Annotated in this window: 22 protein-coding genes; 5 read left to right on the top strand and 17 right to left on the bottom strand. The window is 75.2% G+C overall.

The genetic code is table 11. From position 1 onward, the window contains the following. Positions 1–21: 21 nt before the first annotated feature. Positions 22–1,602, bottom strand: a complete 1,581-nt coding sequence (locus K1Y72_RS29645; RefSeq protein ID WP_220169798.1) for an ABC-F family ATP-binding cassette domain-containing protein — start codon at positions 1,600–1,602, stop codon at positions 22–24. A gap of 242 nt (positions 1,603–1,844) precedes the next feature. On the opposite strand from K1Y72_RS29645, the gene K1Y72_RS29640 reads away from it, so the two are divergent. Next, positions 1,845–2,420: an ABC-2 transporter permease gene (locus K1Y72_RS29640; RefSeq protein WP_220169797.1), complete on the top strand. Its 576-nt coding sequence runs from the start codon at positions 1,845–1,847 to the stop codon at positions 2,418–2,420. 64 nt (positions 2,421–2,484) lie between these two features. On the opposite strand, the gene pheT is transcribed toward K1Y72_RS29640, so the two are convergent. The 16 genes from pheT to K1Y72_RS29560 form a co-directional block, all read right to left on the bottom strand. Further along, entirely contained in the window at positions 2,485–4,968 is a 2,484-nt protein-coding gene (gene pheT, locus K1Y72_RS29635) for a phenylalanine--tRNA ligase subunit beta (RefSeq protein WP_220169796.1), read from the bottom strand. Further along, a complete protein-coding gene (gene pheS / locus K1Y72_RS29630; protein WP_220169795.1) occupies positions 4,968–6,077 on the bottom strand; it encodes a phenylalanine--tRNA ligase subunit alpha in 1,110 nt (369 codons plus the stop codon). Before pheS ends, pheT begins: the two co-directional genes overlap by 1 nt. Before the next feature lie 108 nt (positions 6,078–6,185). After that, positions 6,186–7,211 carry a sensor histidine kinase gene (locus K1Y72_RS29625; RefSeq protein WP_258574119.1) on the bottom strand — a complete coding sequence of 342 codons (1,026 nt, stop codon included), beginning with the start codon at positions 7,209–7,211 and terminating at the stop codon, positions 6,186–6,188. A gap of 193 nt (positions 7,212–7,404) precedes the next feature. Then, a complete protein-coding gene (locus tag K1Y72_RS29620) occupies positions 7,405–7,875 on the bottom strand; it encodes an STAS domain-containing protein (RefSeq protein WP_220169793.1) in 471 nt (156 codons plus the stop codon). 159 nt (positions 7,876–8,034) lie between these two features. Then, a complete protein-coding gene (locus K1Y72_RS29615) occupies positions 8,035–8,847 on the bottom strand; it encodes a TrmH family RNA methyltransferase (protein WP_220169792.1) in 813 nt (270 codons plus the stop codon). Between the two features lie 23 nt (positions 8,848–8,870). Then, positions 8,871–9,248 carry a 50S ribosomal protein L20 gene (gene rplT / locus K1Y72_RS29610; protein ID WP_220169791.1) on the bottom strand — a complete coding sequence of 126 codons (378 nt, stop codon included), beginning with the start codon at positions 9,246–9,248 and terminating at the stop codon, positions 8,871–8,873. Between the two features lie 70 nt (positions 9,249–9,318). After that, positions 9,319–9,513: a 50S ribosomal protein L35 gene (gene rpmI, locus K1Y72_RS29605; RefSeq protein ID WP_019634496.1), complete on the bottom strand. Its 195-nt coding sequence runs from the start codon at positions 9,511–9,513 to the stop codon at positions 9,319–9,321. 182 nt (positions 9,514–9,695) lie between these two features. Next, a complete protein-coding gene (gene infC / locus K1Y72_RS29600; RefSeq protein WP_308287279.1) occupies positions 9,696–10,277 on the bottom strand; it encodes a translation initiation factor IF-3 in 582 nt (193 codons plus the stop codon). A gap of 391 nt (positions 10,278–10,668) precedes the next feature. Beyond that, positions 10,669–12,561, bottom strand: a complete 1,893-nt coding sequence (locus tag K1Y72_RS29595; protein ID WP_220169790.1) for a CASTOR/POLLUX-related putative ion channel — start codon at positions 12,559–12,561, stop codon at positions 10,669–10,671. A 261-nt stretch (positions 12,562–12,822) separates the two neighbouring features. After that, on the bottom strand, positions 12,823–13,650 hold the full coding sequence (locus K1Y72_RS29590; protein WP_220169789.1) for a shikimate dehydrogenase: 828 nt from the start codon (positions 13,648–13,650) through the stop codon (positions 12,823–12,825). Positions 13,651–13,660: 10 nt separating this feature from the next. After that, on the bottom strand, positions 13,661–14,827 hold the full coding sequence (mltG, locus tag K1Y72_RS29585; RefSeq protein ID WP_220169788.1) for an endolytic transglycosylase MltG: 1,167 nt from the start codon (positions 14,825–14,827) through the stop codon (positions 13,661–13,663). After that, a complete protein-coding gene (gene ruvX / locus K1Y72_RS29580; RefSeq protein WP_220169787.1) occupies positions 14,824–15,282 on the bottom strand; it encodes a Holliday junction resolvase RuvX in 459 nt (152 codons plus the stop codon). Before ruvX ends, mltG begins: the two co-directional genes overlap by 4 nt. A 47-nt stretch (positions 15,283–15,329) precedes the next feature. Continuing rightward, complete coding sequence (alaS, locus tag K1Y72_RS29575; RefSeq protein ID WP_220169786.1) at positions 15,330–17,999, bottom strand: alanine--tRNA ligase; 2,670 nt, start codon at positions 17,997–17,999, stop codon at positions 15,330–15,332. Then, entirely contained in the window at positions 17,996–18,319 is a 324-nt protein-coding gene (locus K1Y72_RS29570) for a DUF6167 family protein (RefSeq protein ID WP_220169785.1), read from the bottom strand. Before K1Y72_RS29570 ends, alaS begins: the two co-directional genes overlap by 4 nt. A 31-nt stretch (positions 18,320–18,350) precedes the next feature. Then, positions 18,351–18,761 carry a DUF948 domain-containing protein gene (locus K1Y72_RS29565; RefSeq protein ID WP_220169784.1) on the bottom strand — a complete coding sequence of 137 codons (411 nt, stop codon included), beginning with the start codon at positions 18,759–18,761 and terminating at the stop codon, positions 18,351–18,353. 117 nt (positions 18,762–18,878) lie between these two features. Beyond that, positions 18,879–20,135, bottom strand: a complete 1,257-nt coding sequence (locus K1Y72_RS29560; protein ID WP_258574117.1) for a replication-associated recombination protein A — start codon at positions 20,133–20,135, stop codon at positions 18,879–18,881. A 260-nt stretch (positions 20,136–20,395) separates the two neighbouring features. Between K1Y72_RS29560 and K1Y72_RS29555 the strand changes: the two genes are divergently transcribed. The 4 genes from K1Y72_RS29555 (at position 20,396) to K1Y72_RS29540 (ending at position 22,763) form a co-directional block, all read left to right on the top strand. Next, complete coding sequence (locus K1Y72_RS29555; RefSeq protein WP_220169782.1) at positions 20,396–20,803, top strand: hypothetical protein; 408 nt, start codon at positions 20,396–20,398, stop codon at positions 20,801–20,803. A gap of 74 nt (positions 20,804–20,877) precedes the next feature. Next, positions 20,878–21,534 (top strand): thioredoxin-like domain-containing protein, encoded by a 657-nt coding sequence (locus K1Y72_RS29550; protein WP_220169781.1) that lies wholly within the window; start codon positions 20,878–20,880, stop codon positions 21,532–21,534. Continuing rightward, complete coding sequence (locus K1Y72_RS29545) at positions 21,531–22,157, top strand: DUF305 domain-containing protein (protein WP_308287278.1); 627 nt, start codon at positions 21,531–21,533, stop codon at positions 22,155–22,157. Before K1Y72_RS29550 ends, K1Y72_RS29545 begins: the two co-directional genes overlap by 4 nt. A 39-nt stretch (positions 22,158–22,196) precedes the next feature. Continuing rightward, positions 22,197–22,763 carry a TIGR03086 family metal-binding protein gene (locus K1Y72_RS29540; RefSeq protein WP_220169780.1) on the top strand — a complete coding sequence of 189 codons (567 nt, stop codon included), beginning with the start codon at positions 22,197–22,199 and terminating at the stop codon, positions 22,761–22,763. Position 22,764: the final 1 nt, after the last annotated feature.

Genomic DNA, 22,764 nt, shown 5'->3' with positions numbered 1-22,764 from the left:
GCCGGCGCCCGCGCCGGCCGCCTACATCGGCTCGGTCTCGGCGAGCCCCGACCGCCGGTCCAGGCGCAGCCAGCGGGTGATCCCGAGAGTGCGCAGGAACGGCAGGTCGTGGCTCACCACCACGAGCGCCCCCTGGTAGGCGTCCAGGGCCTCGGCGAGCTGCCGGACGCTCGCCAGGTCCAGGTTGTTGGTCGGCTCGTCCAGCAGCAGCAGCCGCGGGGCGGGCTCGGCCAGCAGCAGGGACGCCAGCACGGCGCGGAACCGCTCGCCGCCCGACAGCGTCCCGGCGGGGCGGTCGGCGCGGTCGCCGCGGAACAGGAACCGCGCGAGGCCCGCGCGGATCTCGTTCGGCGAGGCCGAGGGCGCGACGGCCCGCACGTTGTCGGCGACGCTGCGGGCGTCGTCGAGGACGTCCAGGCGCTGCGGCAGGTAGCGGGTCGCCGGGTCCTTCGGCAGGCCGCGCAGCAGCGTCGTCTTGCCCGACCCGTTCGCGCCGGTCAGCGCGATCCGCTCCGGACCCTGCACGACGAGCCGCTCCAGGGTGCCGGTGCCCGGTTCCGGCGCCTCGGGCGCGGGAACCGACAGCACGGTCCGGCCCGCCGGGACGCGGGTCGCCGGCAGCTCGACGCGGATCGCGTCGTCGCGGCGGACGGCGTCCGCGGCCTCGTCCAGGCGGTCGCGCGCGCCCGCCAGCCGGTCCTCGTGCAGGAGCCGGTGCTTGCCGGCCGAGACCTGCGCGGCTCGCTTGCGGTTCCCCATGACGATCTTCGGTTCGCGCTTGGTCTCCTGCATCTTGTCGCCGTAGCGGACGCGGCGGGCCAGCTTGACCTGCGCCTCCGCGAGCTCGCGCCGCTGGCGGCGCACGTCGGTCTCGGCCGTCCGCACCGCGCGCTCGGCGGCCTCGCGCTCCACCTCCAGCAGCTCCTCGTAGGCCGACAGGTTCCCGCCGAACGAGCGGACGCCGCCCTCGCGCAGGTCGGCGATCTCGTCGACGCGGTCCAGCAGGCCGCGGTCGTGGCTGACCAGCACCAGCACCCCCGACCAGGCGTCGACCGCGTCGTAGAGGCGGCGGCGGGCGTCCAGGTCGAGGTTGTTGGTCGGCTCGTCGAGCAGCAGCACGTCGGGGCGGGCGAGGAGCAGCGCGGCGAGCGCCACCATGACGCCCTCGCCGCCCGACAGCGTCGCGACGGTGCGGTCCAGGTCCAGGTGGCCGAGGCCGAGGCGGCCGAGCTCGGCGCGGGCGCGCTCCTCCACGTCCCAGTCGTCGCCGACGGCGGCGAAGTTGGCCTCGGTCGCCTCGCCGCGCTCGATCGCCAGCAGCGCGTCGCGCGCCGCGGCGATGCCGAGCAGGTCGGCGACGGTGCGGGCGGTGCCGAGCGGCAGGTCCTGCGGCAGGTACCCGACGGTGCCCTCGACGCTGACGGTGCCCGCCGCAGGGGCCAGGTCCCCGGCGATCAGTTTCAGCAGGGTGGACTTGCCGGCGCCGTTGACGCCGACGAGGCCGGTGCGGCCGGTGCCGAAGGCGGCGTCCAGGCCGTCCAGGACGGGCGTGCCGTCAGGCCAGGCGAACGACAGGCCGGAACAGACGATGGCGAAGGACATGGGGCGGCTCCATAAGGCTCGCTGCGAAAGGGACGGCTTATGGAGACGCCGCGGCGCGCAGGGCGCGGCAGGCATGAGAAAGCCCGGAGAGGCAGTCCACGACCGAGGTTGAGGTGCGCGAGCCTGAGCGGCTACGGCGCGGCGTCTCGACCTCAGATCTCCAACGGACTCCCCTACGGGCGGCAATGGTTCGACCCCATTGTACGCGATCATCGTCCGGCGCCGCAAACGCCGGCGGTCCCTTGACGGCTGGACCCGAGCCGCGGCGCGGCGGCATCCTGGCCGCATGGTCGGTACGGTCTTCGCCGGGCGCTCCGCCGAGATGGCCGCGCTGCACGCCCACGTTCGTCCTGATCGGCGGGGAGGCGGGCGCCGGCAAGTCGCGCCTCGCCGCCGATCTCTGCCGGGGACGGCGCGCCTTCACCGGCCACTGCCTGGAGGTGGACGGCTCCGTCTACGCCCTGCTCGGCGTCCCGCTGCCCTGGCCGCAGGCGGCGTACGCGGTCCCGGCGATCGCGCTCGTAGCGGTGAGCGGCTACGGCTACGGCTACGGGTGCGTGCTCGGCGCGATCTCGGTGCGGCTGCCGAACGCCATGTGGCTGGTCCTCAACATCGGCTACGGCGTCGTCCTCACCTTCTGCGGCGTGTCGGTGCCGGTCGCGTTCTGGCCCCGGCCCGTGCGGGCCGTCGCGGACGTGCTGCCCGTCACCCACGGCCTGCAGGCGATCCGCGGGCTGCTGGACGGCGCCCCCGCCGGACAGGTCGCCGGGCGCCTCGCGCTGGAGGCCGCCGTCGGCGCCGCCTGGTTCGCCGGCTAGCGCCCGGCGGGGAAGGCGAAGGCCGCCCACCCGCCGGGGCGGGGTGGGCGGCCTTCGACCGGTGCTAGGCGCCGCGCAGGGCGGCGCCGGTGCGCTCGGCGGCGAGCGCGACGGCGGCGTCGCGGGCGGCGCCCGCCTCCTCGGCCGTCAGCGTCCGGTCCGGGGCGCGGAAACGCAGCGTGTAGGCCAGCGACTTGCGGCCCTCGCCGGCCTGCTCGCCGGTGTAGACGTCGAACAGCCGCACCGACTCCAGCAGCGCGCCGGCGCCCTCGCGCAGCGCCGCCTCGACCGCGGCGGCCGGGACCGGCGCGTCGACGACGAGCGCGACGTCCTGGGTGGCGACCGGGTAGGTCGGCACGTGCGCCACCGCCGGCGTCCGCGGCTCGCCGAGGCGCCGGATCTCCAGCTCCATCGCGCAGGCCCGCGCCGGCAGGCCGTAGGCCTTGATGGTGCGCGGGTGCAGCTCCCCGGCGTGGCCGACGAGGGTGTCGCCCAGGTACAGGGCGGCGCAGCGGCCGGGGTGCCACGGCTCGTGCCGGTCCGCGCGCACCTCCAGCTCCACGCCCCACTCGCGGGCGACGGTGCGGGCCGCCTCGACCGCGTCGGCCCAGGTCGCCGCCCCGCCCGCGCCCCACCAGCCGGACCGCAGCCGCTCGCCGGCGAAGACGGCGGCGACGCGCTCGGGCTGGTCGGGCAGCACGCCGTTCAGGCCCGCGATCTCCTCGGCGGAGGGGCCGCGGTCGACCGGCAGGCGCCGCGCGGGCGCGAGCGCTCCCGGCTCGGGGCGGAACACCCGCCCCGTCTCGTACAGCGCGACGTCGGGGAAGCCGCGCCCGACGTTGCGGGCCAGCGCCTTGAACAGGCCCGGCAGCAGCGTAGTGCGGAGCAGCGGCTCGTCCTCCGACAGCGGGTTGGCGAGGCGCAGCGCGACGCGGCGGGCGTCGCCGGCCGGGAGCTGCAGGGCGTCCCAGTCCTTCTCCGACACGAACGGGAAGCTCAGCACCTCCACGAGGCCGGCGCCGGCGAGGGCGCGGCCGACGCGGCGGCGCAGCCGCTGCTGCACGGTGAGGCCGCGGCCCGACACCGGGCGGGGGGCGCGCGAGGGGATGTCCTCGTAGCCCTCCAGCCGGATGACCTCCTCGGCCAGGTCGTTCGGGTCGTTCAGGTCCGGCCGCCACGACGGCGGCGTCACCGTGAGGGCGTCGCCGTCGCCCGCGACCGCGCACCCGACCTGCTCCAGGCGGTGCACGACCCGGTCGCGGCCGTAGGCGACGCCCGCGACGCGGTCGGGGTGCCCGGCGGCCATCGCGACCGTGCGGGCAGGCACCGGCTCCTCGGCGTGGGTGACGCCGGGCGCGACCTCGGCGCCGCCGAGCTCGGCGAGCAGGTGCGCGGCGCGGCGGGAGGCCACCAGCGGCAGGTCGCGGTCGACGCCGCGCTCGAACCGGTAGGACGCCTCGCTGTGCAGCTTGTGGCGGCGCACCGTCCGGGCGATCGCGACGGGGTCGAAGTGCGCGGCCTCCAGGACGATGTCGGTGGAGCCCCCGTCGATCTCGGTGGACAGGCCGCCCATGGCGCCCGCCAGCGAGATCGGGCCCGAGTCGTCGGTGATGAGGACGTCCTCGGCGGAGAGCGCGCGCACGACGTGGTCGAGGGTCTCCAGCTTCTCGCCGGCGACGGCGCGCCGCACCACGATCGGGCCGGTGAGCTTGGCCTTGTCGAAGGCGTGCAGCGGCTGGCCGAGCTCCAGCATCACGTAGTTGGTGACGTCGACGGCGAGCGACACCGGCCGCACCCCGGCGCGGAACAGCCGGGTCCGCAGCCACACCGGCGACGGCGCGGCCGGGTCGAAGCCGCGCACCTCGCGCAGCACGAACCGGTCGCAGGCGCTCGGGTCGGCGATCGCCGCCGGGTGTCCGGGCGCCTCGCCGGCGGGCGGGCCGACCGCCGCCGGGTCGTGGAACGGCACGTCGTAGGCGGTGGCCGCCTCCCGCGCGACGCCGCGGATCGACAGGCAGTAGCCGCGGTCGGGCGTGACGGCGATGTCGAGGACCTCGTCGCGCATGCCGAGCAGCTCGACGGCGTCGGCGCCGACCTCGGCCGTCCCCGGCGGCAGCACCAGGATGCCCGAGTGGTCGTCGCCGATGCCGAGCTCGGTGACCGAGCAGATCATGCCCTCCGACAGCCGCCCGTAGGTCTTCCGGCTGCCGATCTTGAAGCCGCCGGGCAGCTCGCCGCCCGGCAGGATCACCACGACGAGGTCGCCGGCCGCGAAGTTGGTCGCGCCGCACACGATCCGCTGCGGCTCGCCGGTGCCGTTGGCGTCCCCGACGTCCACCGCGCAGTAGCGGATCGGCTTCTTGAAGCCGGCCAGCTCCTCGATCTCCAGCACCCGGCCGACCACGATCGGGCCGGTGATGCCGGCGCCGGCCTGCTCGACCGTCTCGACCTCCAGGCCCGCCGCGATGAGCTTGGCCGCCAGCTCGCGGCCGGTCGTCCCGGCGGGCAGCTCGACGTGCTCGCGCAGCCAGGAAAGCGGGGCCCGCATCAGATCTCCGTTCCGAACGGGAGGGTGAACCGCAGGTCGCCCTCCACCATGTCGTGCATGTCCTCGACGCCGTGGCGGAACATCAGCGTGCGCTCCACGCCGAGCCCGAACGCCCAGCCGCTGTAGCGCCCGGCGTCCACCCCGCAGGCCGTCAGGACGCGCGGGTTGACCATGCCGCAGCCGCCGATCTCGATCCAGCCCTCCGACCCGCAGGTGCGGCACGGCTCGCCGCCCGGCTCGGCCGACGCGCCCCGGCAGACGAAGCACCGCATGTCGACCTCGGCCGACGGCTCGGTGAAGGGGAAGTAGGACGGGCGCATCCGCACCGTCAGGCCCTCGCCGAACATGCCCGCGACGAAAGCGTCGATGGCGCCGCGCAGGTCGGCCATCGTGAGGCCCTCGTCGACCGCCAGGCCCTCGAGCTGGTGGAAGACCGGCGCGTGGGTGGCGTCCAGCTCGTCGGTGCGGTAGGTGCGGCCGGGGCCGACCACGTACACCGGCAGCTCGCGGGCGAGCAGCGAGCGGATCTGCATCGGCGAGGTGTGCGTGCGCAGCACCAGGCCGGTCTCCTCCGACTCCACGAAGAACGTGTCCTGCATGGAGCGGGCCGGGTGGTCGGGCTTGAAGTTCAGCGCGTCGAAGTTGAACCACTCGGCCTCGACCTCGGGTCCCTCGGCGACCTCGAAGCCCATCGAGACGAACACGTCGACCATCCGCTCCTGCAGCGTGGTCAGCGGGTGCCGGGCGCCGCGCGGGGCGCGGTCCCAGGGCAGGGTGACGTCGACGCTCTCCTCGACCAGCACGCGCTGGTCGCGCTCGGCCTCCAGCTCGGCCTGGCGCTCCTTCAGCGCTTTGGACACCGCGCCGCGGGCGGCGCCGATGCGCTTGCCGGCCTCGGCGCGGCCCTGCGGGGGCAGCGCGCCGATCTCGCGGTTGGCGAGGGCGAGCGGGGAGCGGTCGCCGGCGTGCGCCAGGCGGGCCTGCTTCAGGGCGTCCAGATCGGCCGCGGCGGCGATGGCCGCGAGGGCCTCGTCGCGCGCGGCGTCCAGCGCATCGGGCTGCAACGCGGACACCTCGACGGGGTCGTAGGACTTGTTGGGTGCAGACATGGTGGTGTGATGACTCCGGTCGGCGTGGGACGCCCCGCAGTCTAGTGCGCGGACGGCGGGGAGCCGGGAAGGTCGGGGCGGAGGCGCCCGCGCGGGGGCCCGCGCCGCTCAGAAGGCGTGGTCGGGAGCCCCGGCGGGCATGGTAAATCGGAACTCGGCGCCGCCGCCGGGGGCGCGCCGCACCGCGATCGCGCCGCCGTGCGCCTCGACCAGGCCCTTGACGATGTAGAGACCGAGCCCGGTGCCGCCGCGGCGGTTGCCGCCGGGACCGCGCCAGAAGCGCCGGAACACGCGCGCGGCGGCCTCGGGCGGAATGCCCTCGCCCTCGTCGCGTACCGACACGACGGCCCCCTCCTTGTGCGCGTCCGGCTCGACCACGATCGTGACAGTACCAGCGCCGTGCCGCACCGCGTTCTCCAGCAGGTTCCCGAATATCTGGTCGACCTTGTCGGGATCCAGCCACAGGTCGGGCAGGTCGCCGGTCACCTCGAAGCGGAACCGGTCCGCAGGGTCGCCGGCCGCCACCCGCCCGGCGATGATCTTGCGGATCTCCCCCGGCAGGTCCACGACCTGGCGGTGCATCTCCAGCCGCCCCGACTCGATGCGCGACACGTCCAGCAGCTCGGTGATGAGCCGGGTGACGCGGTCGGCGTCGGCGTTGACGGTCTCCAGCATGACCCGCTTCTGGTCGTCGTTGAAGCGGTGCCACTTGGCCAGCAGCGTCGCGGTGAAGCCCTTGACGCTGGTGAGCGGGGAGCGCAGCTCGTGCGCGACGGTGGAGACGAGGTCGGCGCGGTCGCGCTCCTGGCGGGCGCGGGCGGCGGCGTCGCGCAGCGCCACGGTGAAGCGCTCGACGCGGCCGCGCTCGCCGCGCCGGTAGGACGCGGTGACGAGCACCTCGGCGCCGCCGGACAGGTACAGCGACCGCTCGGGGTGGCGGGTGCGGGTGGCGAGGCCCCCGTAGGGGTCGACGCACGCCCACCAGTCGCGGCCCTCGGCGTCGTGCAGCGGCAGCACCTCGCGCAGGTCGGCGCCGAGCGCGCCCGCGGCGGGCACGCCGGTCACCCGCTGGGCGGCGGCGTTGAAGACGACGACGCGGCCGGCGGCGTCGGCGACGACGAGCCCGTCGGGCAGGTCGTCGTACGCCCCCGGGTCCGCGGACCCGGGGTCCGCGGCGTCCCCGCCCCCCCGGCGCGCGGGCGCGCGTTGCGGCGCGCGCGGGGAACCCTCTCCGCCCACAACGGCCTCCAGAACACCGGTGAGAACGCGGCCTGTCGGAACAAGACCCTACCCGCCCGGCGGGCCGCTCCGGGACCGGGCGAGCCCCCTACGGCAGGGCCTTCGCGGCCTCGGCGACGGCTCCGGCGAGGTCGTCGTGCAGGTCGAACAGGGCGTGCAGCCCGGTCAGCCGCACGAGCCGCTCCTGCGCGGGCCGCAGCCGGGCCAGGCGGATGTCACCGCCGCGCCCGGTGACGTGGTTGCGCGCGGCGACGAGCGCGCCGAGGCCCGCCGCGTCGCAGAACGCCACCCCGGCGAAGTCGACCACCAGCCGGCGGTGCCCGGCGTCGTGCAGGGCGATCAGCCGGTCGCGCAGCGCGTCGGCGGTGGACAGGTCGATCTCCCCGGCCACCGCCAGGGCGGCGGCGTGCCCCCTGACCCGCACCAGGTCCAGCGCGAGCCCGGGGCCGCCGCCGTCCGGCGGCACCACCGGCGCCCGCCGCGCGGACGCGCCCGCGCGGCAGCGCACGCCCGGCCCCCGCCGGACGGGCCGCCGCGTCGCGGTCCTGTCGTCGTCCATGCTCGTCGCCCCCATCTCGCGCGGTGTCCCTCGCGGGCGGCACGCCCCCGCGTGCCCCGTGCCGCTCCCCATCCTCCCAGGTCACATGCGGCGAAAAGGCGCACGGCACGGCCGTTCCCGGCCAAGATCATCAGGAACCGGGGCGGCCGGGCGGGCGGCTCAGCCGCGCTGGGCGCGGGCGGAGGCGTAGAGGCAGACCGCCGCGGCGGTCGCCAGGTTGAGGCTCTCGGCGCGCCCGTGGATCGGGACGCGCACCACGTCGTCGACGTGCCGCAGGATCTCCTCGGGCAGCCCCCACGCCTCGTTGCCGAACACCCAGGCGGTGGGGCGCGCCAGCGTGCCGTCGTCGATGGCCTCGTCCAGGGTGCGCGTCCCGGCCCCGTCGGCGGCGAGCACGGTGAGCCCGGACCGCTTCAGCTCGGGGATCAGGGTGTCGAAGCGCGGGCCGGTCACGACCGGCAGGTGGAACAGGCTGCCCGCCGAGGCGCGCACGCACTTGCCGTTGTAGGGGTCGACCGAGGCGTCGGTGAACACGACCGCGTCGGAGCCGGCGGCGTCGGCGGTGCGCAGCACCGTGCCGGCGTTGCCGGGGTCGCGGACGTGCGCGAGCACGGTGACCAGCGACGGCGCGGCCGCCAGGGTCGCGCCGAGCGGCGCGTCCAGGAAGCCGCAGACCGCGAGCAGCCCCTGCGGGGTGACGGTCTGGGCGAGCTCGGCCATCACCTCGCCGCTCACCCGCAGCACCGGGACGCCCGCCTGCTCGGCGGCGCGCACCAGGTCGGCGTGCCGGGCCTCGGCCTCGGCGGTGGCGAACAGCTCGGTGAGCCCGCCGGGGACGCGCAGCGCCTCGCGCACCGCCTGCGGGCCCTCGGCGAGGAAGCGCCGCTCGCGGTGCCGGAACGCACGCTTGGCGAGCCGCCGAGCGGCCTTCACCCGCGGGGACCGCAGGGAGGTCAGCTCGCGGCCCGCCATGGCGTGCGCGCCCGCTCGCGTGCTCAGGCCGCCTCGCTGCCCTCGGCGGGCAGCGCGGCCTTGGCGACCTCGACGAGCGCCGCGAAGGCGGCGGGCTCGTTCACGGCCAGCTCGGCCAGCATGCGGCGGTCGACCTCGACCTCGGCCAGGCGGAGGCCCTGGATGAGGCGGTTGTAGGTCATGCCGTTGGCGCGGGCCGCGGCGTTGATGCGCTGGATCCACAGGCGGCGGAACTGGCCCTTGCGGTCCTTGCGGTCCCGGAAGGCGTAGGTCATGGAGTGGAGCTGCTGCTCCTTGGCCTTGCGGTACAGGCGCGACCGCTGGCCGCGGTAGCCGCTCGCCCGCTCCAGGACGACCCGACGCTTCTTGGCGGCGTTGACCGCCCGCTTCACGCGTGCCACGTGATGAACTCCTTCGTGGGGGCCGGGCCCTTCCGGGCCTCGGCAGGTCGTACGGGTTGCCGGACGGGGGCTACTTGCGCAGCAGCTTCTTGATGTTCTTGGCGTCGGCCGGGGCGACCACGGCCGGGCCGTCCAGGCGGCGGGTGCGCTTGGAGGGCTTGTGCTCCAGCAGGTGGTTCTTGTTGGCGCGGCGGCGCATCACCTTGCCGGAGCCGGTCAGCTTGAACCGCTTCTTGGCACCGCTGTGCGTCTTGGTCTTCGGCATGGTCGCCGTCGTCTCCTCAACTCCAGGGCCCGGCCGCGCGGCGCGGGCGGGCACGCCTGATCGGACGCGCACCACGCGTTCGTGGTCGCGCGCCTGGTCAGGCTCAATGTACGTGCGTCCCGACCGTGCCGGGGCACGGGCGGACCGGACCGGCGCGACGCCGGTCCGGTGGTCCGGCCGCCTTAGGCGCCGGCCTCCGGCAGCGCCTCGACGGCGACGTCGGTGTCGGCGCCGCTGCGGGCGGCGGCGCGCTCGGCCTTGGCTTCGGCCTTCTTCTTGTGCGGACCAAGCACCATGATCATGTTACGGCCGTCCTGCTTGGCGCGGGACTCCACGAAGCCGAGTTCCTCGACGTCGTCGGCCAGCCGCGACAGGAGGCGGAAGCCGAGCTCCGGGCGGGACTGCTCGCGGCCACGGAACATGATCGTGACCTTGACCTTGTCCCCCGCCTTGAGGAACCGCACCACGTGACCCTTCTTGGTCTCGTAGTCGTGCGGGTCGATCTTGGGGCGGAGCTTGATCTCCTTGATGACCGTGTGCGCCTGGTTCTTCCGCGCTTCACGCGCCTTCATCGCCGACTCGTACTTGAACTTGCCGTAGTCCATGAGCTTGGCGACGGGCGGGCGCGCGGTCGGCGCCACCTCGACGAGGTCGAGGTCCGATTCACGCGCGAGTTCAAGGGCCTTGGCGATGGGCACGATGCCCACCTGTTCGCCGTTCGGGCCGACGAGCCGGACCTCGGGCACGCGAATGCGGTCGTTGATACGCGGTTCGGCGCTGATGGGACCTCCTTGGGGCCGTTCTCCGTGCGGGTTCCAGGACCGGTCGTACCCCAGGGCCTTTACGCGAAAAGCCCCGCACGACGCGCATACGGGGCCACCTTCGGTCGCCGGCCGCACGGGGCGACGCGACAACCGGCGTCACGGGCGGAGCCCGCGCGCCGGACCGAGACCCTCCGGCCGATGCGGCCGGTCAGGTGGGAGGTGGCCTCCGCTTGTGTGCCCGGCGAGGCCGTACGGGACGTCCGCGCAGGGCCGGTCAGTGCACCAGTCTACCTCATGGGCGCACCGTCCCCGACCATCCTGCGGGCGGGGACCTGGAACGTGCTGGACGGCACAACCGCGGCGCCGCCCGGGGTATTCCCGGACGGGCCGGTCAGCCGGCGTCCCTGGTACGGGTGAGGACGATGACGCGGTCCTCGGCGGCGAACGCGCGGCGAGCCGCCTTGGCGGGGTTCAGCACGACGCCGAACGCGGGCGGCTCGGCGGTGCGCGCGCCGACGCGGTAGCCGATGGCGATGTCGCCCCGGCGGGCGGCGGCCTCGACCACGGTGTGGAAGTCGATCTCCACGTCGGGCAGCACGTAGTCGGTGGCCGGCCGCAGGTAGATCTCCGCGCCCGCGGGGTCGAACAGCTCGGCGAACACCTCGGCCAGGTGCCGGTTCTCCGAGAGCTGGACCATCAGCAGGCTGAGCAGCTTGTCGCTGACGATGAAGTCGTCGGCCTTGGTGACCTGCGCGAGGCGCCGGTTGCGGTCGTCGCTCATCTCGCTGACGATCGAGTAGCGCCGCCCGGTCTCGGCCTGCATCTGGCGGAGGTGCAGCAGCGTGATGAGCGCCCGGCTGTCGGCGTACTGGGCGTCGGGCCCGTCGTAGCAGAGCACGATCACGTTGTCGTAGGAGGCGATGTCCAGGGCCTCCAGCGGGGCGCGCTCGTCGGTGTCGCCGAGCTCGAACGTCACCTCCAGGCGCTCCAGCCCGGGGCGCAGGGCGTCCAGGCCCGCCTTGGCGTCGGGGTCGTCGGCGACGACGTCCAGCACCGAGCCCGCGGTGACGTAGCCGTCCAGCCGGCGGGCGATGCCGGCCGACCGCCGGTTCCAGCCGAGCATGAGGGTCCGGGTCGGGCGGGCCGCGCGCTCGGGCACCGCCTCGAACGCCTCCTCGGCCACGAACCCGTCCCAGGGGTCGACGAGCAGGGTGTCGTCGTCGGCGGAGATCGCGATGATCTCGTCGCCGGCTCCGACGACCGCGTCCATCGGCGGGCACAGCTCGATCCGGCCGTCCGCGCGGTGCAGGCCGATGACCGAGGAGGCCGGGTAGGCGTGCAGGGCCTCGCCGAAGGCGCGGCCGGCGAGGGCCGGCTCGGCCGCCATGTAGATCTCGTCGCCGGCGAAGTCCAGCAGGTCCTGGTAGACGACCGACAGGCCCGACTGGCGGCAGGTCTGCACGATGAGCCGGGCGGCGATGTCGTCGGCGTCGACCAGGACCGTCTCGGTCCCGCCGGCCAGCTGCGCGGCGGCGCGGTTGCGGGCGTCGCGCACCGCGGCGACGATGTGGTACCGGCCGGGGCGGCGGGTCGGGCTGTTAGTCAGGGCGAGCAGCGTCTTGATGACCTGCGCGTCGGGGGTGTCGCCGGCGGGGCTCAGCACCACCACCGACCGGGCCGTCTGCGGGCCGACGATGTCCAGGTCGCCCGGGTCGATCGGGTTGCCGGTGCGGCAGACGACGCGGGTGCGGCCGGTCCGCCCGACCACCCGGCGGATCTCCTCCTCCATCTCCACCCGGTCGCGGTCGGCGAGGACGGCGACGCAGCCGCCGCGGCGGCTGGCGTTGGCCTCGGCCAGCTCGGAGATCATCGGGAAGATCTGCTCGGACCAGCCGATGAGCACCGTGTGGTCGCGCTCGATGACCAGCGAGCGCCCCTTCCGCAGCTCGGCGATCTTGCGGTCGACGCCGCTGGTGAGCAGGCTGATCAGCGCGCTGGCGAAGAACAGGCCGGCGAGGGCGAGGGCGACGACCAGCGCCCGGTAGACGAGCCCGCCGCTGGTGGCGTCGCCGAGGTGGAAGGTCTCGACGGTGTTCTTCCAGATCTCGTGCGTGGACGTCCCGACGCTCGCCCGCCGCCCGTCCACGGTCACCATCAGCGCGCTGAGCACGACCACCAGCGTCAGCGAGACGAGCGCGAGCCAGCCGACGAGCGCGGGCGTGCCCCGCGACATGGTGTTGTCGAACCAGTAGCGCAGGCGCCGGTAGGACGTCGGACGCTTCATGGATCCCCCTGGGTGAGCGGCCCGCCGGAAACCGGCGGACCATGGTCGTCAAAGGTCTCACAGCCGGGTCGAACGCACTGGTCAGCCGCGTGGGGATGCGCGTGCCCGCCCCGCTCAATTCTGCGCCGGGGCCGGGGACCTGATCCACCGAAACGCGCGCCGAAATGAAATACCCACCGCCGAATATGGCGCGTACCGGAATAAGGGACGGAGAACGCTAAAAGCGCATTTCTTTGAAGAGGGGCATTTCGCCCGCCGGGGTCACCGGCGCCCGAGCGCGGCCTCTCCCGCCGCGCGCATCGCCGCGACCGGGACGTCGTCGCGGCCGGTCATCAGGGCGACCTGCCGGACGGCCTGGTGCAGCAGCATCTCGAAGCCGCCGACGACCGTGCCGCCGCGCGCGCGCACGGCGGTGGCGAGCGCCGTCGGCCAGGGCGCGTACACGACGTCGAACAGCGCCGCGCCCGACGCGGCGACCGGCGCGGCGAACGCGTCGGCGGCGGTGCCGGGCAAGGTGGACACCACCAGGTCGGCGGTGATGCCGGCGGCCGCCTCCGCCAGGGCGACGACCCGCACGTCCAGGCCGAGGGCCCGCCCGGCGTCCACCGACGCCGCGGCCCGCTCGGGGCTGCGGACGGCGAGCACGGCCTCGCGGGCGCCGAGGGCGGCGAGCCCGGCGAACGCCGATGCGGCGGTCGCCCCGCCGCCGAGGACGAGCGCCCGGCCCGGGTCGCCGAGCCCGGCCTCGGCCAGCGCGGTGACGATGCCGTGCACGTCGGTGTTGTCGGCGTGCCAGCGGCCGCCGCCGCGCACCAGGGTGTTGGCGCCGCCGACCGCGACGGCGAGGTCGGAGACGGTGTCGGCGAGCTTCAGCGCCGCGCGCTTCAGCGGCATGGTGAGCGACAGGCCCGCCCAGGAGGCGTCCAGGCCGTCCAGGAAGCCGGCGAGGCCCTCCTCGTCCATCTCGACCGCCCCGTAGGACCAGCCGTCCAGGCCCATCGCCGCGTGCGCGGCGCGGTGCAGCGCCGGCGACAGCGAGTGCGCGATCGGCGATCCGAGCACCGCCGCGCGCGTCGTCGTGGTCGTCACGGAGCCCTTCCTACCGGCGCTGCGGGTGGGCGGCGAGCCAGTCGTTCAGCTTCTTCTGCATCCGGGTGAAGTCGGCGTCGGTCGTGCCGTACTCGGTGAACCCGGTGCTCGGGTCGGTCGTCACGAAGAAGATCCAGTTCCCCCGGGCCGGTGCCAGCGCGGCCTCCAGCGCCTTGGCGCCGGGGCTGTCGATGGCGCCGGCCGGCAGCCCCGGCACCTGGTAGGTGCTGTAGGGCGAGGAGACGGCGGTGTCCCTGGTCGTGACGTTCAGCGACCGCCGGTTCTGGGCGTAGAGCACGGTGGTGTCCAGCCGCAGCTTCATCTTGATCTTCAACCGGTTGTAGAGCACCCGCGCGATCTTCGGGTAGTCCTCCTCGGTGCCGCCCTCGGCCTGCAGCAGGCTCGCCAGCACGACGACCTCGCCGGGGTCCAGGCCCACGTCGCCGGCCTTGTCCTCCAGCCCGACGGTCCTCGCCTCGTCCTTGAAGCGGTCCACCATCTGCTTGAGGATCTGCTTGGCGGTGGCGTTCGGGTCCAGGTCGTAGCGGCCGGGGAACAGGTAGCCCTCGACCTTGCGGTCCCCCTGCCCCCTGGCGTAGGACGGCAGGCCGATGCCCCGGGTGTCGCGGGCCGCGGCCTGGAAGTCGCGGACCGGGATGCCGGTCTTCTTGGCCAGCGTCGCGAACACCTCGGCGGCGCGCCGCCCCTCGGGGATGGTGATCTGGCTGCCCGCGCGCGACTTCGGGTCGTGCAGCAGCGCCATCGCCGACGCCGAGGACATGCGCAGCCGCATCTGGTAGAAGCCGGGCTGGATGCCGGCGGCCTTGGCGTCCTTGGAGTACACCTTCAGGAAGGCGCGGACGCTCTTGACCACGTCGTGCTCCTGGAGGGTCGCGGCGATGCTCGACCCGGTCGCGCCCTCCTTGATCTGCACCGAGACGCTGCCGGCGCCCGCCCCCTTGTAGTCCGGCGGGTGGATCCGGTTGTCCAGCCAGGCCGCGCCGAGCACGCCGGCGGTGCCGAACACCGCGACGATGAAGGCGAGCGCGAACAGGAACGCGGCGCTGCCCTTGCGGCGCTTCTTGCGGCCCTTGCGGGCCGGGCGCCGCGCGTGCGGGTCGGACGGCCGGCGGCCGTCGCCGCGGTCGGGCTCGGAGAACAGGTTCAGATCGTTCATGCGTCCACCCGGACGACCTCGCCCGGCGGGCGTCCCGTCGAGCGCTCGCCGTCGAGCGCGGCCTGCAGCAGCACGGTCGCGGCGGCGCGGTCCACGACGCGGCGCCGCGCCTGGCCGTGCACGCCGCTCGCGCGCAGCCCGTTCTCGGCGGTCACCGTGGTGAGCCGCTCGTCGTAGAGCCGGACGGCGCCCGCGGGCAGCCGCGCGGCGAGCCAGCCGGCGAACCGGCGGGCCGACCTGGCCGCCGGGCCCTCCTGGCCCGACAGCGAGGTCGGCAGCCCGACGATCACTTCGACGGCCGCGTGCTCGGCGACCAGCTCGACGAGCCGGTCGACGTCGCCGCGGCCGGCCTTGACGGTGTCCAGCGGCGAGGCGAGGACCCCGCGCGGATCGCTGCGGGCGACGCCGATGCGCACGCTGCCGACGTCGACGCCGAGCCGCACGCCCGGTCTCATCGCGCTCTCCTGCACGTCGCCTGCTCCACCCGGTCCGGGCTGTTCGGTCACGCGGCCCCTACCGCTCGTTCGACGGCGGCCAGCGCGTCGCCGACCGCCGCGGCGTTCGCGCCTCCGCCCTGTGCCAGGTCGTCCTTGCCGCCGCCGCCCCCGCCGAGGGCGCGGGCGGCGGTCCCGACCAGCGCGCCGGCCGTCAGGCCGCGCTCCCGGGCGCCGTCGCTCGTGGCGATGACGACGACCGGCCGGTCCCGGGGGACCCCGATGATCATAACGACGGCGGGCCGCGCGGCGAGCCTGCCCCGCACGTCGGCGGCCAGCCTGCGCAGGTCGTCGGCGCCGGTGCCGTCCGGGGCGCGGTGCCCGACGAAGGCGACGCCGCCGATGTCGCGGGCGCCCTCGGCGAGGGAGCCGGCGGCCGCGAGGACCTGCTGGGAGCGGAGCCGCTCCAGGTCGCGCTCGGCGTCGCGGAGGCGCGCCACCAGGCCGGCGACCCGCTCGGGCAGCTCCTCCTTGCGCGCCTTCAGCTGCTCCGACAGCTGCGCGACGAGCACGTTCTCGCGGGCCAGGAAGCGGAAGGCGTCGATGCCGACGAGCGCCTCGACGCGGCGGACGCCGGCGCCGATGGAGGACTCGCCGAGGACCTTGACGAGGCCGAGCCGCCCGGAGCTCGCGACGTGGGTGCCGCCGCACAGCTCGCGCGAGTAGTCGCCGACCTCGACGACGCGGACCTCGTCGCCGTACTTCTCGCCGAACAGGGCGAGCGCGCCCATGGCGCGGGCCTCGTCGAGGGAGGTGTGGAAGGACCGCACCTCCAGGTCGTCGACCAGGACCTCGTTGACCTCGTCCTCGACGTCGCGCAGCACGCTCGCCGGGACGGCGCCGGCGGCGGTGAAGTCGAACCGGAAGCGGCCCGGGGAGTTCTCCGAGCCGGCCTGCGCGGCCGAGTCGCCGAGCGCCCGCCGGAACCCGGCGTGCACCATGTGGGTCGCGGTGTGCGAGCGGGAGATGGCGCGCCGCCGGGCCAGGTCGATCTCGGCGTGGGCGGTGTCGCCGGCGCGCGCCTCGCCCTTGACGACGCGGCCGCGGTGCACGATGAGGCCGGGCAGCGGGGCCTGCACGTCGGTGACGGCGATCTCGGCGCCCGAGCCGGTGCGGATGGCGCCCTGGTCGGCGAGCTGGCCGCCGCCCTCGGCGTAGAAGGGGGTGCGGTCGAGGACGACCTCGACCTCGGCGCCCTCCCCCGCCGCCGGGACGCCGGCGCCGCCGACGAGCAGGCCGACCACGCGGGCGTCGCCGCGGACGGCGTCGTAGCCGATGAAGTCGACCGTGCCGCCGGCGCCGACGAGCAGGTCGTCGAGGACCGACACGTCCAGGTTGCCGGTCTTCTTCTCGCGGGCGTCGGCCTTGGCCCGGTCGCGCTGCTCGGCCATGAGGCGGCGGAAGCCGTCCTCGTCGACCTGGAGGCCCTGCTCGGCGGCCATCTCCAGGGTGAGGTCGATGGGGAAGCCGTAGGTGTCGTGCAGCCGGAACGCCTGGTCGCCGGCGAGGCGGGCGCCGCCCGCGCGCTTGGTGTCGGCGACGGCGGTGTCGAACAGCGCGGTGCCGGTGCGCAGCGTGGCGAGGAAGGACTCCTCCTCGGCGTCGATCACGGCGTGGACGCTGTCGGCGGTGCGGGCGAGGTCGCCGTACTGCTCGCCCATCGCCGCGATCGCCGCGCCGGTCAGCTCGTGCAGGAGGCCGGCCTCCCGGCCGCCGAGCAGCCGCAGGTTGCGGACGGCGCGGCGGAGCAGGCGGCGCAGCACGTAGCCGCGGCCCTCGTTGCCGGGGCGGACGCCGTCGGCGACCAGCATGGTGCCGGTGCGGACGTGGTCGGCGACGACGCGGAGCGACACGTCGGCGCGGCGCTCGCGGCCGTAGGCGGTGCCGGTGAGGTCGGCGGCGCGGTCCAGGACGGTGCGCAGGGTGTCGGTCTCGTAGATGTTGCCGACGCCCTGGAGGATCGCGGCCATCCGCTCCAGGCCCATGCCGGTGTCGATGTTCCTGGCGGGCAGGCCGCCGGCGACGTCGAAGTCGGTCTTGGACCGGACGGCGCTCAGCTGCTCCTGCATGAAGACGAGGTTCCAGACCTCCAGGTACCGGTCCTCGTCGGCGACGGGGCCGCCCTCGCGGCCGTGGTCCGGCCCGCGGTCGTAGTAGATCTCCGAGCAGGGGCCGCCGGGGCCGGGCACGCCCATGTGCCAGTAGTTGTCGGCGAGGCCGCGGCGCTGGATGCGGTCCAGCGGGACGCCGACGCGGGCGTGCCAGAGGTCGCGGGCCTCGTCGTCGTCCTCGTAGACGGTCACCCAGAGGCGGTCCTCGGGGAAGCCGAAACCGCCGTCGGCCTGGGGGCGCGTCAGCAGCTCCCAGGCGTAGGTGACGGCGCCCTCCTTGAAGTAGTCCCCGAGGGAGAAGTTGCCGAGCATCTGGAAGAAGGTGGCGTGCCGGGCGGTCCTGCCGACCTCCTCGATGTCGGGGGTGCGCACGCACTTCTGCGCGCTCGTCATGCGCGGCGCCGGGGGCGTCCGCTGGCCGAGGAAGTAGGGCTTGAACGGCACCATCCCGGCGGGCACGAGCAGCAGCGTGGGATCCTCGGCGACGAGGCTCGCCGAAGGCGTCACCAGGTGCCCGCGCTCCTCGAAGAAGCCGAGGAAGCGGCGCGCGACCTCTGCCGACTTCATGATCTGTCGCCGTCCTTGTCGTCGTCGATGACGGTGTAGCGGGCCCGCAGCACGCGCGGGCGCGGCTCGCCCGGCTCCGGCGGGGCCTGGTCCATGCGGATCGCCTCGCGCAGCTCCTCCTCCCGCTCGTGCATGGCGGTACGCACGTCGGTGGCGAAATACCTCAACCGCTGCCCGGTGCTCTGCCCGGTCGCGACGGCGCGCATGGCGACGCCCTCGGGCGACAGCTGCTGCGCGATGCGGGTGACCTTGCGCTTCACGCGGTGGGTGGCGTACACGCCGGCGCCCGCGCCGACGCCGAGCCAGAACAGCCTCTTCATCGTCGTCCTCCCGGGGCGGCGCCGCCGCGCCTCACTTGCGGCCCTTGCCGTTGCCGCGGGGCAGCTCGGGGCGGCCCGCCTCGCCGCGGCCGGGGCCGTTGCCGCCGAGCGCCTTGCGCACGCCGTAGGAGAACGCGGCGGCCTTGACGAGGGGCCCGCCGACCACCGAGGTCATCACCGTGGTGACGGCCGACACGTTGGAGGTGACGCCGGCGACCTGCTTGGTGATCACGTCGGTGCGGCCGAGCTGCTCGTTGGCGCGGCGCACCGTGCGGTTCATGTCCTCCAGCAGCGGCCCGGCCTGCTCGCCGACGTCGCGCACGACCTTGCCGGCCTCGTTCAGCAGCCGGGCGAGCTTCAGCAGGGTGACGGCGAGGAACGCGACGAGTATCGCCCAGAACACGGCCACGATGAGACCCGCGAGCTGTCCACCAGTGAGCATCAGGCTTTCCGTTCGATGAGTCGACTCGGCCGGGCGTTGGTGCCAGACCCTACCGTGGGCGCCGCCCGCCCGAGGCGCGGCGCGACCCCCGCCCGGAGCGGGGCCACGGGCAGCAGGCTAGCGGCCCGTACCCCGCAGTACCGATCTGATGCGCGCCAGGACCTCGGTGAAGCGGCCCTCCGCCCCGTGCCTGGTGGGCTTGTAGTACTCGCGGCCGTGGACGGCGTCGGGCGCGTACTGCTGGCGGACGACGCCGCCGGGGTGGTCGTGGGCGTACTGGTAGCCCTCGCCGTGCCCGATGCGGGCGGCGCCCTTGTAGTGCGCGTCGCGCAGGTGCCCGGGGACCGGTCCGGCGAGGCCCTTGCGGACGTCGCCGATGGCGGCGTCCACCGCCTTGATCACCGCGTTGGACTTGGGCGCCAGCGACAGGTGGACGACGGCCTGGGCGAGGTTGATGCGGGCCTCGGGCAGGCCGACGAGCTCGACCGCCTGGGCGGCGGCCACCGCGGTCTGCAGCGCGGTCGGGTCGGCCATGCCGACGTCCTCGCTGGCGTGCACGACGAGGCGGCGGGCGATGAACCGCGGGTCCTCGCCCGCCTCGATCATGCGGGCGAGGTAGTGCAGCGCGGCGTCCACGTCGCTGCCGCGGATGCTCTTGATGAAGGCGCTGATGACGTCGTAGTGCTGGTCGCCCTCGCGGTCGTAGCGGACGGCGGCGCGGTCGACGGCGCGCTCCAGCACGGCGGTGTCGATCGCGCCGTCCTCGGGGGCCACCAGCGCGGCGGCCTCCAGGTAGGTGAGGGTGCGGCGGGCGTCGCCGCCGGCCAGCCGGACCAGGTGGTCCGCGGCGGCCGGCTCCAGCGTCACCGCGCCGCCGAGGCCGCGCTCGTCGGCGAGCGCCCGGCGGATCACCTCGCGCAGGTCGTCCTCGGCGAGCGGCTCCAGGGTGAGCAGCAGCGACCGCGACAGCAGCGGGCTGATCACCGAGAAGAACGGGTTCTCGGTGGTGGCGCCGATGAACGACACCCAGCGGTTCTCCACGGCGGGCAGCAGCGCGTCCTGCTGGGCCTTGTTGAAGCGGTGCACCTCGTCGACGAACAGGACGGTCTGGCGGCCGCTCATGCCGAGCTCGCGGCGGGCGAGGTCGATCTCGGCGCGGACGCGCTTGACGCCGTCGGAGACCGCCGAGACCTCGACGAAGCGCCGCGCGGTGACCTGGCTGACGACGGTGGCGAGGGTGGTCTTGCCGGTGCCGGGCGGGCCCCACAGCAGCAGCGACATGGGCGCGTCGCGCTCCACGAGCTGGCGGATCGGGGTGCCGGGCCCGAGCAGGTGGCCCTGGCCGACGACCTCGTCCAGGCTGCGCGGCCGCATCCGCACCGCGAGGGGCTGCTCGGCGGGCGCCGGGGCGGCCGACGGGGTCGCGGACGGCGCGGCGGGCCCCGCCGCGCTCTCCGGGCGCGGCTCGCCCACCGGATCGTCGAACAGGCTCTCGGCCTGTCCCGCTTCGCCCCTGCTGCTCACGCTCCGACACTATCCGGCCGCGGTGCCCCGCCGGTCCCGCCGGTTCCGCCGGGAACCTATCCTCGGACCGAAGCGTTCATTCGGCGCGAAACGTCGATCCGGGGAGGCTCGTGGGCACCGCGACCGCGCGCATGCGACGCCGCGGGCCGGCCGTCCTGCTCGTGGCGCTGTTCGCCGTGGCCGGGCTCCTCGCCGGGTACGGGCTGGAGCACGGGGCGCCGCCGAAGGTCTGCGCCGCGCACCTGGCGCACGGCGGGGACGCCGACGTGATCGTCGGCGGCGGCCCGGCCGCCGCCGGGCCCGCGCTGAGCGCCCCGGACCCGCACCCGCCGCTCTCCCCGGGCGACTCCTGCCTCGGTCTCGCGATCCTGCTCACCCTGCTGGTGCTGGCGCTCGCCTGCCGGCCGGGGCGCGCGGGCGCCCGCTTTCCCGCGCGCACGGGCTGGACGCTGGCGCTGCCGCCTCCCCCGGCGCCCCCGCGTCCCGACCTGTCCTCCCTCCAGGTGCTCAGGCTGTGACGGCCCGGCCGTGAGGCCGACCCCGTCGCCATGCCGCCGACCCGTTTCCACGAGCACTCCCCGAGGGATCCCCCATGTCCAAAAGCGCGCGCAACCGCGCCCGCAACAGCACGTCCGGCGCCCCCAAGAAGGGCGGCGCCCCCCGGAAGAACGGCGCCCGGAGCCCCCAGAAGAACGTCCTCACCCAGCGGCAGACGCCCTGGGGCGGCATCGTCTTCTTCACCGCGATCGGCCTGGTCGCCGCCGTCGCGATCACCTTCGCCTTCCTGCAGTCCCGCTCCTCCGCCGGCGACGGCATCGAGGGCCTGATCACCAAGGACGGCCTCGGCCGCGACCACACCACGGCCGCGGTGAAGTACGACAGCCCGCCGATGGGCGGCTCGCACGACCCGACCTGGCAGAACTGCGACGCCCGCGTCTACGGGCAGGCCCTGCGCAACGAGAACGCCGTCCACGCGCTGGAGCACGGCGCGGTGTGGATCACCTACCGGCCCGATCTCGCCGCCGACCAGCGGGAGGCGCTGGCGGCCAAGGTGCGCGCCACCGACTACTCGCTGATGAGCCCCTACCCGGGCCTGGACTCCCCGGTCGTGCTGTCGGCGTGGGGCAGGCAGGTGAAGGTCGGCTCGGCGTCCGACCCGCGCGTCGACGCGTTCCTGCGCGCCTTCGTCAAGGGCCCCCAGACGCCCGAGCCGGGCGCCGCCTGCACGGGCGGCAAGGACACCCCGTGACCCCGTCCCGGGCTCGCGGCAGGCGGCTCACCGTCGTCCTCGCGGTCCTGGTCGCCGTGGCCGGGGCGGCGTGGCTGCTGCTGCCCCGGCTCGGCGGGGGCCCCGCCGCCGACGGCCCCGAGGCCGGGTTCGCCCGCGACATGAGCGCCCACCACGCGCAGGCGGTGCGGATGTCGTTCACCGTCCGGGACCGGACCGGCGACGCGGCGGTCCGCCGGCTGGCGTTCGACGTCATCACCACCCAGCAGGCCCAGATCGGCATGATGACGGCCTGGCTCGACGCCTGGAAGGCGCCGCACACCGACCCCGCCGGGCCGATGCGGTGGATGGAGGGCCACTCCGGGCACACCGCGGGCACGGGCGTCCGCACCATGCCGGGCATGGCGACCGACGCGCAGCTGGCGGCGCTCGGCGCCGCGTCCGGCCGCGACGCCGAGCGCCGCTACCTGCAACTGATGATCACCCATCACCGGGCGGGCGTCGCCATGGCCGAGGCGGTGCTCGCCCGCACCTCGGACGAGGCGGTGCGGCGGCTCGCGCGCAGCATCGTCGCCGGGCAGCGCGCGGAGGTCGCCCTGATGGAGGGGATGCTGGCGGAGCGGTCCGGACGATCTTCGCGATAGCGCTTGACAGGCTCGCCGGGACGCGGGTCACTGGGCGCCATGGCTCAGGAACTCAGCGGCTACCGGCGGGCTCTGGATCGGTTCGAGGACGTGGTCGGCGGGGTCGCCCGGGACGGCTGGGACGCGGCGTCGCCGTGCGCCGGCTGGACCGCGCGCGACGTCGCCGGCCACGTCATCGGCGGCCAGGCCCTGGTGCGCGCCCTCGCCACCGGCGCGCCGCCCCCCGACATCGGCACGGACCCGGCGCGGTTCTGCGCGGGGGACGTGCTGATGGCCTGGCGGACCGCCCGCAAGGAGACCGACGCGGCCCTCACCGCGGACGCGCTGGAGCGCCCGGTGCCCGCGGGCGGCCTCGGCGACGTCCCGCTCGGGATCTTCCTGGAGGGCTACCTGCTGGAGCCCCTGGTGCACACCTGGGACCTGGCGCGGGCCGCCGGCCGGCCGGCCCGCCTGGATCCCGACCTCGTCCACCACGCGTTCGCCACCGCGCAGATGACGGCCGCGGGGATGCGCGCCGCCGGGACGCTCGGCCCGGCGCTGCCCCCGCCGCGCGGCGCCGACGAGCAGACCAGGATGCTCGCCTTCCTCGGCCGCGCCGCCGGATGAC

Source organism: Actinomadura parmotrematis, from assembly GCF_019458805.1.
Taxonomy (GTDB): Bacteria; Actinomycetota; Actinomycetes; order Streptosporangiales; family Streptosporangiaceae; genus Spirillospora; species Spirillospora parmotrematis.
Note: the sequence above shows the minus strand (reverse complement) of the source record. Positions and strands in the feature narration are given on the sequence as shown.